The organism is Virgibacillus litoralis (assembly GCF_017873675.1).
Classification (GTDB): domain Bacteria; phylum Bacillota; class Bacilli; order Bacillales; family Amphibacillaceae; genus Lentibacillus; species Lentibacillus litoralis.
Genome location: NZ_JAGGKK010000008.1, coordinates 1 through 14,904, shown reverse-complemented (window position 1 = coordinate 14,904; position 14,904 = coordinate 1). Strand labels below are relative to the sequence as shown.

Genomic DNA, 14,904 nt, shown 5'->3' with positions numbered 1-14,904 from the left:
CCTAAATTAACTATAATAAACCACATAAGAGTGAAACTCTGACACAGCGAAGCAGCTGTGTTTCTTTGGCAGTTAAGAAAGTATAAATCCTTTCTTACTGCATAAGTACAACTAAGGCTTATCTATATTAAGGCTTGGCGAATGCCAAGTTTTCTAATGTATACAACATTTCAATGACTTATCAAATTATTAAGGCATTTTAACATCTCCCTAAACTACCAAATAATTTTCGAATAGATTTTAGTATAAAGTTATCGAAAAATTGGGGCTGCAGCAATGGGAGAGTATAGGGTATGGAACGTAATTATACAATCGATTTTGTGAAATTTTTTGCTATCCTTGCTGTGGTTTGTATCCACACAGGGACAGTAAGTGGAGTGCAGTTAGGTGCTATTGACGGAGACCAAGCTGATTTTATAATCGACATATTGGCGCGATTCGCTGTGCCATTCTTTTTTGTAGCGTCGGGTTATTTATTCATTCAAAAAATCAACACAATCGATTCTACAAAACAACAGTTTACCTATTTTAAAAAATACATCTTAAAATTAACAAAGTTATGGACTGCATGGTTTGCATTCTATTTTCTGTACGATCTGGCAATCAACTATATTGAGACAGAAAAATCGGTACAAGCAATGCACGTAATGTTCCAGGAATATCTTGCAACTTACTTTACATGGGAAACGCTTTATTATGGAGCTGGCCATACTCAATACCATCTATGGTTTCTGTTGGCACTGATTTGGTCAATTGCTATTTTATTTATTTTTACGAAATTCAGGCTCCTGCGAGTACTTTTTATTATCTCGTTAGGGCTTAACATATATGGACTGTTTGGCCAATCGTATTCATCCTTTTTTGAGGTAGCCCTAAATACTCGGGATGCTCTATTCATGGGGCTATTTTACACAACGCTTGGCGGATTAGTGGGCAAATATGCAGGTCAGGTAAAAGAATTTGCGATGAAAATCCCAGTATTTGTGTATATAGGGGTTATTACTGTATTCTCACTTGTTCAAGTATTAGAGGGATATTACACAATTAAGATTTTGGAGGGAAATGAACAAAATTACTTCCTGGCTACAATCCCATTAATTATTATACTGTTCATGGCAATTATAAAGCACAACAAAATTGGTAAAAACTCACTCATATCTAAGATTGGTGCCAATTCAGTCGGCATCTATGTTTCACACGTATTCGTCATGGAAGCAATACGACTGCTGGTAAAGCGTCTTGAAATTACATTTGTTCAGGATACAATCCTGTGGAATATCCTATTCACGCCTACAGTATTTATTGTGGCATACTTCCTGTATATTGGGATACAACAACTTAAAACCGGAAACAGTATGAAAAGAGTATATCGTTGGAAAGCTATTCGAGAATCATCCCAAATCTCTCCATTTAATCCCAAAATTCCTTACCACAGAAAATAAGGGGTAAATAACGCCAAAATAATATTCCATTCCTCGCATATGCTAGTACTAGAAATTTTGCGAAAATAGTCGAATTTTGGTATAACGGGGTAGTATCAAAAAAAGAGGTTAAAAGGAGACGAAGCATGGAAGAACGACAGACGCTGAAAAAATCACTAAAGCCACACTGGGTATGGGCGATTGCCCTAGGCTCCTCAATTGGTTGGGGTGCTTTCGTACAGCCAACGAACTGGATGTCCCAGGCAGGTCCATTAGGAGTAATCGCAGGTTTCGGTATTGGCGCATTACTAATGATGTTGATCGCTGTGAGCTATGGATTTTTAATAAAAAGTTTCCCGGTATCAGGAGGGGAATTTGCCTATGCATTTATAAGTTTAGGTCGTACACACGCATTTATTAGCGGGTGGTTTTTAACGCTGGGGTACATTTGTATCGTCGCACTAAACGCATCTGCTTTTGCATTAATGTTTAAATATGTTTTTCCCGCATTAATTGAAAACTTGCATCTTTACCAAATTGCTGGGTGGAATGTTTATGGAATGGAAATCATTATTGCATCCGCAGCATTAGGGTTATTTGGCTTTTTAAACGTACGAGGAACTGGCTTAACAGGCCGTATGCAATTTATTTTTTGTTCTATTATGATATTAGGCGTCCTCGCCATTACATTTTTAGTTGGCGGACAGCCTGGCGCAGGATTATCGAACATATCACCAGCATTCCCAACAGGAACAACAGCATTTGCTGCAATTATTTCAATCGTAGCAATTGCGCCATGGGCTTACGTTGGTTTTGATAATATACCACAGGCAGCAGAAGAATTTCGTTTTTCATCTAAAAAAGCATTCACATTAATAATTCTGGCGATACTCTTCGCAGCTGTATTATATAGCTTGATGATTATTGCTACTGCTATGACACAGCCTTGGCAAGGATTAGTTGCTGAAGGCCAGCAATGGGGAACAGGAGCAGCTATTCAGGATACGGTAGGCACGATGGGACTCGTGATCCTCGTTGTAGCGCTGACAATGGGTGTTTTCACAGGCTTAAATGGTTTTATTATCTCATCAAGCCGTTTACTATTCGCTATGTCACGTGCGAAAATAATTCCTGAAGCATTCTCTAGACTTCATCCAAAATACAAAACACCGTATGTAGGTATTATTTTCACGGTAATTGTTTCCATGTTTGCACCATGGTTTGGGCGTGAGGCGCTTATCTGGGTAGTAGACATGTCATCAATTGGTGTAACAATTGCATATTTCTATACATGTTTTACAGCATTTTCACTTTTTAAATGGTCAAAAGACAAGGACTTTAATCATAAGAAACATGTTGTAGCACCACTGAAAAAGACAATTGCTGGAGTAGGAATGCTAGCCAGCCTGACATTCTTGAGCTTATTGCTTATCCCAGCTTCACCAGCATTCCTGGGAATCGAGTCCAGAATCGCACTGATCTCATGGATCCTATTAGGCATAATATTCTACCTAGCCAAGCGAACTGAATTCAATAAAATTCCAAAAGAAGAACTGAACTACCTAATATTAGGTAATAAGAAAATAGAAGCAAAGAATAGAGAGTGAATAATTGCCCCGGAGCGGATTGGATATCTGCTCCGGGGCTTCTAATGTACAGGCACAGTTGTTAACCCATTATCACTATTATTAACCTTATAAACTCCCTCAATATTATTAGAGTCTACATACGTTGAAAAGAATGATTTAAAATTCTTATCCGTATCTAAAACGATGATATAATCGGATTTTTTCATCTCATCTAAAAAAGATTGTTTCGCTTCCTCGCCGTCTAATTTATAAGTTATATGGAATCTCCAGGAAAGCATTTCATATAACACCATGTTTCTCAAATAGCCTCTGTCTCCCTGACTCTCGGAGCTATAATATAGAACAGTCGGGTTTTCTGAGTCACGATATCTTATTTTGTCATAAGCGTTCTTCAAATCCATACGAAGGGAATTTGCCACTTCAGGTCTCGTCGTAATGGATTTAATATGTTCATGGAAAGGAAATACAAAGACAGTAATTAAGCAAATCATTGTCCCCAATTTTAATAAGATATGTTTCTGAATCAGGTCACTTTTGGACCATTCCTGTATTAGTGCAGTCATAAGTAATCCAATACAATAAATGACAATTGTTGAATGATATCTATAAAAACCAGCCAAATAAACCATTTCTATTTCCGGCATCAGAAATAAATACATCAAATATAATGCAGCAATATAAAAAGCGTAGAAAACGTTTATCAGGACAGTTGTGCTAATTAACAGCTTTGCTTTCTCTCTTCTATGTAAGTAAATACCTATTATGAATAGGATGGAAATGCTATTCAGCCAAAATAACGATTCGACATTACTATTTGCATCAAATTTCGTAGCAGCTTGCAGCAAATCTGGTCCTAAATTTGAAATAGCTTCTTCGGATTTATCAATGCCAGATAACGACAATGTGTCTAATGTTACCGCAAACTTATTATCTTCATAAGTAGTATTAGGATAAGCTTTGTCCGTATATTCTCCCCATAAAAAGCTAGTAAACAAGGGAATAAAAATGGCAAATATAGTTACAAATACAAGCGCTTTTGTCTTTTTTTTAGACTCATAAGAAATGACAAACCATAATAGTAGAGCAATATTAAATATAAAGAAAATTTTACCGCTGTCTTTAACCAACAGAAGCAATATTAGGATAGGCATAGTGGCTATAAGGCTCTTCAACCAATTCTTGCGATAATAATAAGCAATAACAGTAATCGATACTGCGACTAACCCCAATAAAGTATCCACGAGCAAATTATAAATATTAGCTTTTATAACGATTAATAAGGTAAAGCCAGATACGATGCTTAGCAAAATTTGAGAAGGCTTTTTCCAATTGCAATAAACGAGCAAGACAGCAAGGTTGGCAGCTACTAAAAACCCCTGCGCCATTAATGCATGGCTCTCTGAATAGCCAATAATTTTATTAATAAAATAAATAAAGACAGCACTGCCGGGCGGATAATTTTTAAATTGGATTACGGTTCTGTCATCAGGGAGACTATTAAGATCAAACATTTCTTTAATAATTAAACCCCAATGGCTGAAATTATCATAATGAAGTAAAGCTAATCCTTTAAGTAAAAACATAAATAATACAGTCAAAACAACGAGCATTACTGTGGATGGTACAGCAATCTCTTCCAAGACATATTTCTTATTCCAAAATAAATAAGCATACCTTCCACATAAAAGCAGTCCGATGTAAAATATAAGGTTAACTGCTTCCGGCATGATTTGAAACAACCCTGCTAAAAAAACAAAACTTGTAATTGCTGAAAACGTAAAGATGGGAATGAAAGCTGCATGAATTTTAATTTCATGTAGAACCAACATCCCCCAACCCAATAGGGATAAAAATAAGAATATTATAGAAATATATTCAAACACTTTTTATTACCTCACTTACTTCACCTGGATCATTATCAAACACCCACAGTCGCTGGATGTAAAAACTTATAATAAATAGTAAGGAGTCTACTACAATTTTAATGGCAACTTCTCCATCACCAATTAAAAGGTAAAAGACGTAAACCAGTAAAGAAGATGAAAGCATTTGACTAATACTCAAAACGTAATACTTATATAGTGAACTCTTGGAATTCGATTTAAAAACAAGGTTTTTGTTTAATGTATAATTAAAGATTGATGATAAAATTCTTGCACCAATTGTTGCAACAATAATAAACGATTGAGGCATCAAGTCTTTTAAGAAAATTGACAAGATGGAGAACAGCAAAATGTCTAATCCAAAGGAAGATAGGGATGAAAAGGCATATTGCAAAAATATCGAGTATATTTTTATTGAATCAACAATCGGATTGAAATGAGAAGATTTATTCTCTTCAATATAAATAGTCTCAATGTCTACTTCTTCTACTCGAATAGTTTGGTTCTTACATTCAAATAACATATTCATTTCATACTCAAATCTTTCACCTTTAACATTCAGTAATTCCTTTAAAAATGCATAGGATATCCCTCTTAATCCTGTTTGAGTATCGGAAATTTTTATCCCGCTAGCAAAGCTAAAAATCCTTTTAGTAAGTATATTGCCAAATCGGCTTCTCAATGGAATATTATCCTCGGAAAAATCCCTCACACCTAAAATCAAACTGTTAGGACGCTGGTTTAATTTCAGTGCAACTTTTTTGATGTCTTCAACAGAATGCTGCCCATCCGCGTCTACAGTTACTATCCCTATCGATTCATTATGATTATTTAAAAAGTGATTAAAGGCTGTTTTTAATGCTCTGCCCTTACCAAGGTTTACTGCATGCTTAAGAATCGTGAATTTTTCTGATTTAGCTAGCTGATCAAATATATCTTGTGAATCGCCATTACTACCATCATTTACAACAATGATCCGAGTAAAGTTCTGCTCAATTTGATCGACTAAATTGAGTAATTTCTCGTCTGGATTATAGGCAGGAATTATTATAGTGACATTGCTGATAGTCTTCATAGTTATTCTGTAATCCTCCATATGCATCAAACTTAAAAGTATTAACACATACATCATTGCCATAGCTTGAAACCTGTATGCACTTTCTAATAAAGTATAAAAATTACTAAAACAGCTTTGCGATACATAGGTATAAATTAGAAGTTCATCAGAAAAAAGGAGGCATGCCAAAGTGAATATTGCTGTAATCGGTACCGGTTATGTAGGTCTTGTTACAGGTGTTTGTTTATCTGAAATCGGCAATGATGTTACATGTATTGATATTGATGAGGAGAAAGTGGAGACATTAAGGAGCGGCAAGTCTCCTATTTATGAAGAAGGTTTAGAGGAACTATTACAGACTAATATCCAGAGAGAAAGATTACACTTTACTTCCAATTATGAGGAAGGGCTAGCTGCTAAAGAGGTAATCTTTTTAGCCGTAGGAACACCTCAAGGGGCAGATGGCTCGGCAGATTTAACATTTTTAAATACAGTTTGCAGCGATATAGTAAAATACTTACATAACGATGTTGTATTAGTAACCAAAAGTACAGTCCCTATTGGAACGAACGAACATATTAAAGCGAATATTGAGCGAATTGCAGTAACTAACCTTTCTGTCAGAGTCGTCTCCAATCCTGAATTTTTGCGTCAAGGATCTGCCGTTTATGATACGTTTAATGGCGACCGTATAGTATTAGGTTCTGAAGATGATGAAGCGATGGAGATTATGGAGGAAATATACCGACCATATAATATCCCAATTGTAAAAACAGACCTTCGAAGTGCCGAAATGATTAAGTATGCATCGAACACTTTCCTGGCAACCAAAATCAGCTTTATTAATGAGATAGCCAACCTATGTGAGCATGTTGGTGCAAACGTGGACGATGTAGCAAACGGAATAGGAATGGATAGTCGTATCGGTGGGCGATTTTTGAAAGCAGGTATTGGTTATGGAGGTTCATGTTTTCCAAAAGATACAAATGCCATAATTACCTTAGGAAACCGCGTGGACTATCCCATGTTTATTCTAGAAAGTGTTCAATATGTAAATGAAAAACAAACCGACTTATTGGTCGACAAAATTATAAAACGTTTTAGCGGCAGTATTGAAAATAAAACAATTGCAATACTGGGGTTGGCGTTCAAGGCAAATACAGATGATATGCGGGGTGCGCCATCTATACAAGTGGCACATAGAATAATAGATGCTGGTGCTAAAATTAATGCCTATGATCCAGTAGCCGTTGAAAATGCCAAGAGCGTTCTGCCGAAAGAAGTAAATTATGAAAGAACAATCGAAGGAGCATTGAATCAAGCAAACTGTGCAGTAATCTTAACCGACTGGAAAGAAATAAAGGAATATCCGATTAGCCTTTTTAGACAACACTTATCATATCCGATGGTTTTTGACGGAAGAAACTGCTTTTCATTAGAAAAATTTAATGGAAGCGACATCGAATACCATTCCGTTGGTCGACCAGCAATAAATAGACAAAACTAAAGGTGCCTTGTTTGGCATCTTTTCTTTTGTTTAAAACTAGAAGGAATGTCAAATAATAGTATAGAACATTTATGTAAAAAATAGCGTTTACTCCTGTACGGGGGTTTATATCGAAAGGGGAACCCCCTAATGAATTTAGCTTTGCAAAAGCATAGGAACAGTTTGGAAAAATTATTTATCTATTTTATTCTCTTACAGCCAGCCTTAGATATTTTGGCTTATTTTAATATTCCTATCTCAATTATCTTGAGAGTTGTAGCTATGGGAATGGGATTCATATACATCTTGATACTTCCAGGTGATAAAGAGAGAAAGGTAGCTCTTATATATATCATTACGCTTAGTCTTTTTATGGTAATTCACTTCACCAATAATTTAAGGGTCAAAGAACAGTTTATGATGTCGCTTGAAATAACGTATATCATAAAATCCGTTTTCTTTGTTGAATTACTTATTGTTTATGTATTTGTAATTCGTTCATTTTCTTTAAAGGGAAACTGGCAAAGAATTATACAGCTCTATATTTTTATCAATATGGTAAGTATTGCTGCAGTAATGCTGTTGGCAGGTCTTTCAGATACAGCAAAAAGAAGCTATGGGGCGCTAGCTAAGGAAGGCCACTCTGGATGGTTTTTTTCAGGAAATGAGCTGAGCGTCATTTTAGGAATGGGTTTCAGTATGATGGTTTTATACATGATTAATCAAAAATCCCGGCTTAAGAAGGCACAATTATTGCCATTTATCGGCCTGGTTATTTGGGCAATGCTAACAATTGGTACTAAAGTCAGTTTTGGGTCAATAATAATTGTACTAGGTATTTCTATCTTAGTACTCATTCCTAAGATTGTACGAAATAAGAAAGATTGGTTTAACGTAATCACGCTTTCAGCATTATTAGCAGCGACAATTTTAATAACGCCAAGTACCTCAATTGGCAACAACCTGAGTTTCTCCTTTGGTATAGACTTTACCAATCAGGAAAATCGACCTTCTGCTATGGAGGAGGACCATGAAAATGAAGGACAACTTCAACAGAATTTGTTAAGTGGCAGAAGTGATTTTTTAAATAATATTAAGAAGCAATACAGGGAAGCTCCCTTATCTCAGAAGCTATTCGGTATGGGGTTTGGTAGCAATTATGTCGTATCACCCAAGTTAATCGAAATGGACTTTTTAGACTGGTATTATAACTTTGGTTTAATAGGTTTTGTATTGTTAATGCTTCCATTGATTTATATTGGGTATCATATCCTGATTAATATTTTCAACTATCACCTGAAGAAAATCAATTTAGTCATTGTACTAGTAGGACTGTCTGTCAGCTTAGGTCTGGGCAGTGCCATGATAGCAGGTCATGTTCTGTCATCACCAGCTTCAAGTATATACTTAGGCATATTTATCGCTTACCTATTTGCCTTAGCGAAACAACAACGATCATCATACATCAAAAAATAAAAGGATATGTATAAGATGACTAAAAAAATGGAGAGAATATTAGTAATAAGTACGATGTATCCAAGTAAAGCGAATCCCACATTTGGGATCTTTGTGAAAAATCAGGTAGAAGAGTTAAAAGCACGAGGATTCCAAGCAGATGTTGCTGCAATCAAGGACCCGCGTATGGGGAAATTATTTGTATTAAAAAAATACTTCTTATGGACTATTCGAATCATCTATATCTTACTTACGAGAGGTAGAAGCTATGACATCATACACGCCCATTACGTTTTTCCAAGTGGCTGGCTAGCCCTATTATTTCAAAAAACTTTCGGTACCAGGGTAATCGTTACGGCACATGGCGGAGACTTGGACAAGATGTCGAAAAAAGGTCCTTTCTTTTTCAGACAAACAGAACAGGTATTACATGAAACAGATCATGTCATCGCTGTTGGAGAAAAGCTAAAAACTGACATGGTGACAGCCTTTAAAGTAAAAGAAGAGAAAATTACCCTTTTAAACATGGGTGTCAATAGACAGGTTTTCACACCAATGAACCAGGAGAAAGCTAAGCATTTATTAGATATAGCACCTTCATCCATACCTATTTTATTTGTAGGCAATATCATTGCTGCTAAAGGAGTAACAGAACTTGTAGACGCATACAGCGATTTGAAAAATGAGTATCCTAATCTGGAACTCCATTTAATCGGTGCCCAGAAAGATCCAGCATATGTGAGATGGCTTAGCGATAAGATCTCAAACAAGAACACACAGGGTATCAAAATCCATCCACCTATGAAGCAAAAAGACTTAGCAAGATGGCAATCAGCTGCCGATGTTTTCGTAATCCCATCCCATATGGAAGGTTTTGGCCTTGTTGCATTGGAGGCAATGTCCTGTCATACGCCAGTAGTTGGAACGAATGTTGGTGGATTGCGTTATTTACTCGCCAATAATGCTGGGGTTTTGGTGGAGCCAAAAAACAAAGAATCATTAAGGATAGGTATTGAATCTATTTTAACGAATGATAATTTTCGCAAAGAGCTTATTGCGTATGGGGAAGAGAAAGCTCAGAAGTATGACCAAGAAAAGCTAATCGAACAACTGATTGAACTATATCATCAAGAATAGGAGCGAAATAAAGTTGAATCCAAAAAAAGTACTACTTATTTCGTCAGTAGGCGGACATTTAACACAGTTATTACAGCTTGAACCCCTATTTAAAAATTATCAATATCATATTGTTACTGAGAAATGTGCAATAACAATGGACTTAAAAGATAAATACCCAATATCTTTGCTTGTCTATGGTGCCAGAAATTATTTATTTCGGTACATATTTAAATTTTCATTCAACATGTTCAAAGCATTCTTTATTTTTCTGAATAAGCGACCGGATGTAATTATCACGACAGGGGCACACACCGCAGTTCCAATGTGTTATATTGCTAAGCTTTTCCGAAAAAAAGTAATCTTTATTGAAAGCTTTGCAAAGACGACCAGTCCAACATTATCAGGTAGATTGGTATATCCAATAGCCGACTTGTTTATCGTACAATGGGAAACAATGAAAAAGATTTATCCAAAAGCAGTAAATGGGGGGTCTATCTATTGATTTTAGTTGTTTTAGGTACCCATGAGCTGCCGTTCACCAGACTATTAAAGGAAGTAGAGCGATTAAAGAGCGAGAATATAATTGAAGACGATATTATCGTCCAGTCTGGTCACACAAAATATAATAGTAATAATTTAACCATCAAACAATTTGTCAGTTATAAAGAAATGGACTTGTTATGCGAACAGGCTCGTTTCATTATTACACACGCAGGTACAGGGTCAATTATTGCAGGACTAAAAAAAGGGAAAAGCGTAATTGCTTGCGCCCGCTTGAAGAAATATGGTGAACATAATGATGATCATCAATTACAGATTGTATCTGCCTTAGTTAACCAAGGTCATATTTTAAGCTGGGAAGATGGTACAATGCTGGAGGAGGTTATTCAAAAAGCCGAGACATTTCAACCAAAGCCTTTTCGTTCTGGCAGAGAACAGATATATCAATTGATCGAGAATTTTATAAACGAAGTATAATCAGCTATTGATTATATAAAGCTTTAATCAAACGCTCACTCGATTCACCTCTCGAATACTGATTCCATTCATCGGCAAATGCCCGAACCCTTTCCGTATCAAACTCACCAGCCTTTATTACATCAATTAAAGAGTCCGTATGTTTAACCACATGCCCCGGAACAAGTTCTTCATAATTCTCCCAAAAACCTTTCTCATGAGCATAAGCCTCCAAATCATATGCAAAAAACACCATCGGCTTATTCAGTAAAGAAAATTCGAATGGAATCGATGAGTAATCTGTAATTAAAATATCAGTAATTACCAGTAAATGATTTAAATGCAGATAGCTGGAAACATCGAAAACAAAATAAGGGTAATCATTTTGGAGTTCCGCCTTTACTTTAGGGTGAAGACTTAGGAATAATACATATTCATCATTTAGAGCATTGTACATTTTTTCAATATCCAATTTAAGTTCTGATGAATTAAGATCATTGGCACGGTATGTTGGAGCATAGAGGATAACTTTCTTTTCATTAATAATTGGAAATTTACTTAGTAATGATTGTTCTGCCTTATTTATCGCCATCGTATCGAAAAAGAAATCGGTTCTTGGTATCCCAGTCCGCAATAGTTGCTTTTCCGACAAAGCAAAGGCCATACCAAAAATACCAGCCATCTTTTCTGAACCAGCAATAACGTAATCAAATCGGTCGTAAACATTTTTAAACCGTTCACAAGCTCTAGGGTGGCGATCATCAATAGATCGATCCTTCAACCCAAATTGCTTAATCGCCCCAGCTGCATGCCATAACTGGATACACTGGGTGTTCGGTCTAAATTTAGTCACAGATAAAAAACCATAGTAATTATCTACAAAAACTAGTTTAGAGGTAGCTAAATGGTAAATCGATCGAACCCAGCTAATTATATTAAGACTTCCGAATCTCAATATCGTTCTGCGCGGACCATCTTCATAAGTGTTTTTGCATTGAGGTGTCTTAAGAATAACGACTTGGTGATCAGTTTGTTTCTCCAACTCGTTTATCGTATATATAATATTAATGCCGAACGAGGCAACAAACGTTGTTTTATGCTTTTGGGGAAATAACGTAAATAAATTAAAGAACATGCGAAGAATAAATAGGTATATGGATAATACTAATTCTCTAATCATTTTTATTCAAATCTGTCTTAATTTTTGTTGATGATATTCCAACAGTTCTAGGTAAATAAACAACTTCGCAATGTTCCTTTAAAAAGTCAAACTCACCTTTCCAGTCATCGCCCATAATAAATACATCGATATTATGCTTCTTCACATCCTCCAGCTTTTGTTCCCATGTATCCTCTGGAATCACTTCATCTACATAACGGACAGCTTCGAGGATCGCTTTACGTTGCTCGAAAGTATAGTATGCAGCTTTACCTTTTAACGCATTAAACGAATCAGAAGAAATAGCAACAATTAAATAGTCGCCATATTCTTTAGCACGACGTAATAAATTGATATGGCCAGTGTGTAAAATATCAAAAGTTCCGTATGTGATTACCTTTTTCATAGTAAAACCTCCACTTTATAATAAGGTTTATAGTAGTAATAGTATGCATTATTAATAAAAAGATAATCATACTAAAAACCCAGAGAATACAGAATAACTGTTCTCCGGGTGTCTAGACTTGGCCTGCAACTTTCGATTGCTCTTCTTCGGTGTAAATAGCTTTAACCAGACTTTCACTTGAATATCCATTTGAATACTGATTCCATTGATTAGCAAATGTGCTAACTTGATTCATATTAAAACTTTCGCTTTTAATCACATCAATTAAAGCTTCTGTAGACTTCACGACAGGTCCTGGAACTAGTTCATCATAAGCTTCCCAGAATCCCCTTATCTTAGCGTAATCTTCAAAATCATATGCATAAAAGACCATTGGCTTGTTTAATAATGAATATTCAAACGGAATAGAGGAGTAATCAGAGATTAAAATATCCGATATCACTAATAAATGATTCATATTATGATAGCTTGATACATTGATAACAAAACCGGGAAATTTATTCTGATATTCACCATCAACTGCTGGGTGAAGACGTAAGAATAATACATAATCATCCTTGAACTCACGATACATTTTTTCAATGTTTAAATGTAAATCCGTTGTATTCAGATCATTGTCACGGTATGTCGGTGCATATAAAATAACTTTTTTCCCATTTATAACTGGAAAATCCTGTTTTAATGATTTTTCTGCTTCATTTTTAGCCACAGTATCGAAAAAGAAGTCGCTTCTTGGTATTCCTGTACGTAAGATTTGTTCGTTTGAAATATTAAAGCTTTTTCGGAAAATAGACGCCATCCGTTCGGAACCAACTACAACATAATCAAATCGGTGGTAAACCTTTTGGAAACGCTCGAACGCGCGTGGAGATCGATTTTGAATCGATGGATCCTTTAATCCGAATTGTTTGATCGCACCTGCAGCATGCCAAAGTTGGATACACTGAACATTAGCCTTAAACTCTGTCACTGCTAAAAAACCATAATAATTGTCAGCAATGACCTTTTCCGAGGTTGACAGATGGTAGATGGACAGAACCCAATCTATAATATTTAAACTCTCAAAGTCTAGGACTTTTCTATTCGACAAATCATCAAAACTAATCTTACAATGGGAGGTTTTGAGAATAACAACCTGATCATCAGTCTGTTTTTCAAGCTCATTGACAGTATACAAAATATTATCCCCAAATGAAGCAACAAATGTTGTTTTCTTCTTCTGGGGAAACATTTTAAAGATAAGAAAGAGTGTACGAAAAACAGAAAGGTACAATGTAATCGCCAGTTCTCTAGCCATTGTTAGTATTGTTCAAATCTGATTTAATTTTTGTGGTTGATATCCCAACTGTTCTTGGTAAATACACAACTTCACAATGCTCTTTTAAGAAGTCAAATTCACCGGTCCAGTCGTCTCCCATTACAAATACATCAACGTCATGCTTTTGCACGTCTTCTACTTTTTGCTCCCAATTATACTCAGGAATGACTTCGTCAACATACCGTATAGCTTCCAGAATCGCTTTACGTTGTTCAAAGCTATAATATGCTTTTTTACCTTTAATTTTATTAAAGACATCTGCTGAAATGGCAACAATCAAATAGTCGCCGAATTCCTTTGCACGGCGTAGAATATTGATGTGCCCAGTATGAAGTAAATCGAATGTTCCGTATGTGATTACTTTTTTCACTGAAAAACCCTCCATGTAAATTTACGATATTTATATTATACTATATTATCTTTACAATAACGTAACAATCAGTTATCAATTAGTAGTTAAATAATGTCATATCTAATTATACTATGAAACTGAAATAATAAAAACGTGGATTACAAATTTCGTAGTAATATTACAAATTTCCACTTTAATGTAAGCAATCTGTTACTTTTTGATTATTTTGCAATAAAATTGTCATATTTTATATTCAAAATTGGTTATTCTTAGTATAATAGAATAGATTAATAGTACATGTAATTGTTACATACTAAATTGTAGTTATAAATTAAAAAAAACGTTTTATTAATAATTTTAACTACTATTAATCTATTAAAGTAGAGGCGGGGTGATGAAAAGGGATACTTTTTTATAGTTGTCAAATTAGCATTTATCATCATGGAGGTATTAAATGAGAAAGTTATCCATTATATTGATTGCATTTCTAATTTTCAGTTCAGTTTTCCCTATTAATGTGCTTGCAGAAACAACTGCAGATGAAGACGAAAAGACTGAAACTGTAAATCAGACTACAAGTACGGAAGACGGATCTGGAGATAGCACAACGGAAGACGGATCTGGAGATAGCACAACGGAAGACGGATCTGGAGATAGCACAACGGAAGACGGATCTGGAGATAGCACAACGGAAGACGGATC

The 14,904-nt window shown here is 35.4% G+C and carries 14 protein-coding genes; 8 read left to right on the top strand and 6 right to left on the bottom strand.

Annotated features, from left to right (window positions below; translation table 11 throughout):
- The first annotated feature begins 293 nt into the window (after positions 1-293).
- Together J2Z82_RS08370 and J2Z82_RS08365 are read left to right on the top strand one after the other, a co-directional pair.
- Positions 294-1,442, top strand: coding sequence for an acyltransferase (locus J2Z82_RS08370; protein WP_209480353.1), 1,149 nt, complete (start codon positions 294-296; stop codon positions 1,440-1,442).
- Positions 1,443-1,567: 125 nt separating this feature from the next.
- Complete coding sequence (locus tag J2Z82_RS08365) at positions 1,568-3,028, top strand: APC family permease (RefSeq protein WP_209480352.1); 1,461 nt, start codon at positions 1,568-1,570, stop codon at positions 3,026-3,028.
- 41 nt (positions 3,029-3,069) lie between these two features.
- On the opposite strand, the gene J2Z82_RS08360 is transcribed toward J2Z82_RS08365, so the two are convergent.
- Both J2Z82_RS08360 and J2Z82_RS08355 read right to left on the bottom strand, forming a co-directional pair.
- Positions 3,070-4,839 carry a hypothetical protein gene (locus J2Z82_RS08360; protein WP_209480351.1) on the bottom strand — a complete coding sequence of 590 codons (1,770 nt, stop codon included), beginning with the start codon at positions 4,837-4,839 and terminating at the stop codon, positions 3,070-3,072.
- Positions 4,840-4,885: 46 nt separating this feature from the next.
- Positions 4,886-5,968, bottom strand: a complete 1,083-nt coding sequence (locus J2Z82_RS08355; RefSeq protein ID WP_209480350.1) for a bifunctional glycosyltransferase family 2/GtrA family protein — start codon at positions 5,966-5,968, stop codon at positions 4,886-4,888.
- Positions 5,969-6,140: 172 nt separating this feature from the next.
- Here J2Z82_RS08355 and J2Z82_RS08350 point away from each other — a divergent pair, with 172 nt between their 5' ends.
- The 5 genes from J2Z82_RS08350 to pssE all read left to right on the top strand — a co-directional run bounded on the left by J2Z82_RS08350 (position 6,141) and on the right by pssE (position 10,988).
- Positions 6,141-7,457 carry a UDP-glucose dehydrogenase family protein gene (locus tag J2Z82_RS08350; protein ID WP_209480349.1) on the top strand — a complete coding sequence of 439 codons (1,317 nt, stop codon included), beginning with the start codon at positions 6,141-6,143 and terminating at the stop codon, positions 7,455-7,457.
- A 129-nt stretch (positions 7,458-7,586) separates the two neighbouring features.
- Positions 7,587-8,912 (top strand): O-antigen ligase family protein, encoded by a 1,326-nt coding sequence (locus J2Z82_RS08345; protein WP_209480348.1) that lies wholly within the window; start codon positions 7,587-7,589, stop codon positions 8,910-8,912.
- Positions 8,913-8,927: 15 nt separating this feature from the next.
- The gene (locus J2Z82_RS08340) at positions 8,928-10,028 is read left to right on the top strand and encodes a glycosyltransferase (RefSeq protein ID WP_245251293.1); all 1,101 of its coding nucleotides are present in this window, start codon (positions 8,928-8,930) and stop codon (positions 10,026-10,028) included.
- A 13-nt stretch (positions 10,029-10,041) separates the two neighbouring features.
- On the top strand, positions 10,042-10,512 hold the full coding sequence (pssD, locus tag J2Z82_RS08335) for a PssD/Cps14F family polysaccharide biosynthesis glycosyltransferase (protein ID WP_209480347.1): 471 nt from the start codon (positions 10,042-10,044) through the stop codon (positions 10,510-10,512).
- On the top strand, positions 10,509-10,988 hold the full coding sequence (pssE, locus tag J2Z82_RS08330) for a PssE/Cps14G family polysaccharide biosynthesis glycosyltransferase (RefSeq protein ID WP_209480346.1): 480 nt from the start codon (positions 10,509-10,511) through the stop codon (positions 10,986-10,988). Before pssD ends, pssE begins: the two co-directional genes overlap by 4 nt.
- A 4-nt stretch (positions 10,989-10,992) precedes the next feature.
- On the opposite strand, the gene J2Z82_RS08325 is transcribed toward pssE, so the two are convergent.
- The 4 genes from J2Z82_RS08325 to tagD (J2Z82_RS08310) form a co-directional block, all read right to left on the bottom strand.
- Positions 10,993-12,147 carry a CDP-glycerol glycerophosphotransferase family protein gene (locus J2Z82_RS08325; RefSeq protein ID WP_209480345.1) on the bottom strand — a complete coding sequence of 385 codons (1,155 nt, stop codon included), beginning with the start codon at positions 12,145-12,147 and terminating at the stop codon, positions 10,993-10,995.
- A complete protein-coding gene (tagD, locus tag J2Z82_RS08320; protein ID WP_209480344.1) occupies positions 12,140-12,532 on the bottom strand; it encodes a glycerol-3-phosphate cytidylyltransferase in 393 nt (130 codons plus the stop codon). The genes J2Z82_RS08325 and tagD (J2Z82_RS08320) overlap by 8 nt, the downstream gene beginning before the upstream one ends.
- 112 nt (positions 12,533-12,644) lie before the next feature.
- Positions 12,645-13,709, bottom strand: coding sequence for a CDP-glycerol glycerophosphotransferase family protein (locus J2Z82_RS08315; RefSeq protein WP_245251291.1), 1,065 nt, complete (start codon positions 13,707-13,709; stop codon positions 12,645-12,647).
- Positions 13,710-13,821: 112 nt separating this feature from the next.
- The gene (tagD, locus tag J2Z82_RS08310) at positions 13,822-14,220 is read right to left on the bottom strand and encodes a glycerol-3-phosphate cytidylyltransferase (RefSeq protein ID WP_092502352.1); all 399 of its coding nucleotides are present in this window, start codon (positions 14,218-14,220) and stop codon (positions 13,822-13,824) included.
- Positions 14,221-14,656: 436 nt separating this feature from the next.
- Between tagD (J2Z82_RS08310) and J2Z82_RS08305 the strand changes: the two genes are divergently transcribed.
- A partial coding sequence (locus tag J2Z82_RS08305; RefSeq protein WP_209480342.1) for a hypothetical protein occupies positions 14,657-14,904 on the top strand: 248 nt, incomplete at its 3' end.

Excerpts from the sequence above, each read along its gene's own strand:
- J2Z82_RS08370 (WP_209480353.1), top strand. The coding sequence starts at position 294 with ATGGAACGTAATTATACAATCGATTTTGTGAAATTTTTTGCTATCCTT.
- J2Z82_RS08345 (WP_209480348.1), top strand. The coding sequence starts at position 7,587 with ATGAATTTAGCTTTGCAAAAGCATAGGAACAGTTTGGAAAAATTATTT.
- J2Z82_RS08340 (WP_245251293.1), top strand. The coding sequence starts at position 8,928 with ATGACTAAAAAAATGGAGAGAATATTAGTAATAAGTACGATGTATCCA.
- J2Z82_RS08365 (WP_209480352.1), top strand. The coding sequence starts at position 1,568 with ATGGAAGAACGACAGACGCTGAAAAAATCACTAAAGCCACACTGGGTA.
- J2Z82_RS08325 (WP_209480345.1), bottom strand. The coding sequence starts at position 12,147 with ATGATTAGAGAATTAGTATTATCCATATACCTATTTATTCTTCGCATG.
- J2Z82_RS08360 (WP_209480351.1), bottom strand. The coding sequence starts at position 4,839 with ATGTTGGTTCTACATGAAATTAAAATTCATGCAGCTTTCATTCCCATC.
- J2Z82_RS08355 (WP_209480350.1), bottom strand. The coding sequence starts at position 5,968 with ATGAAGACTATCAGCAATGTCACTATAATAATTCCTGCCTATAATCCA.
- tagD (WP_209480344.1), bottom strand. The coding sequence starts at position 12,532 with ATGAAAAAGGTAATCACATACGGAACTTTTGATATTTTACACACTGGC.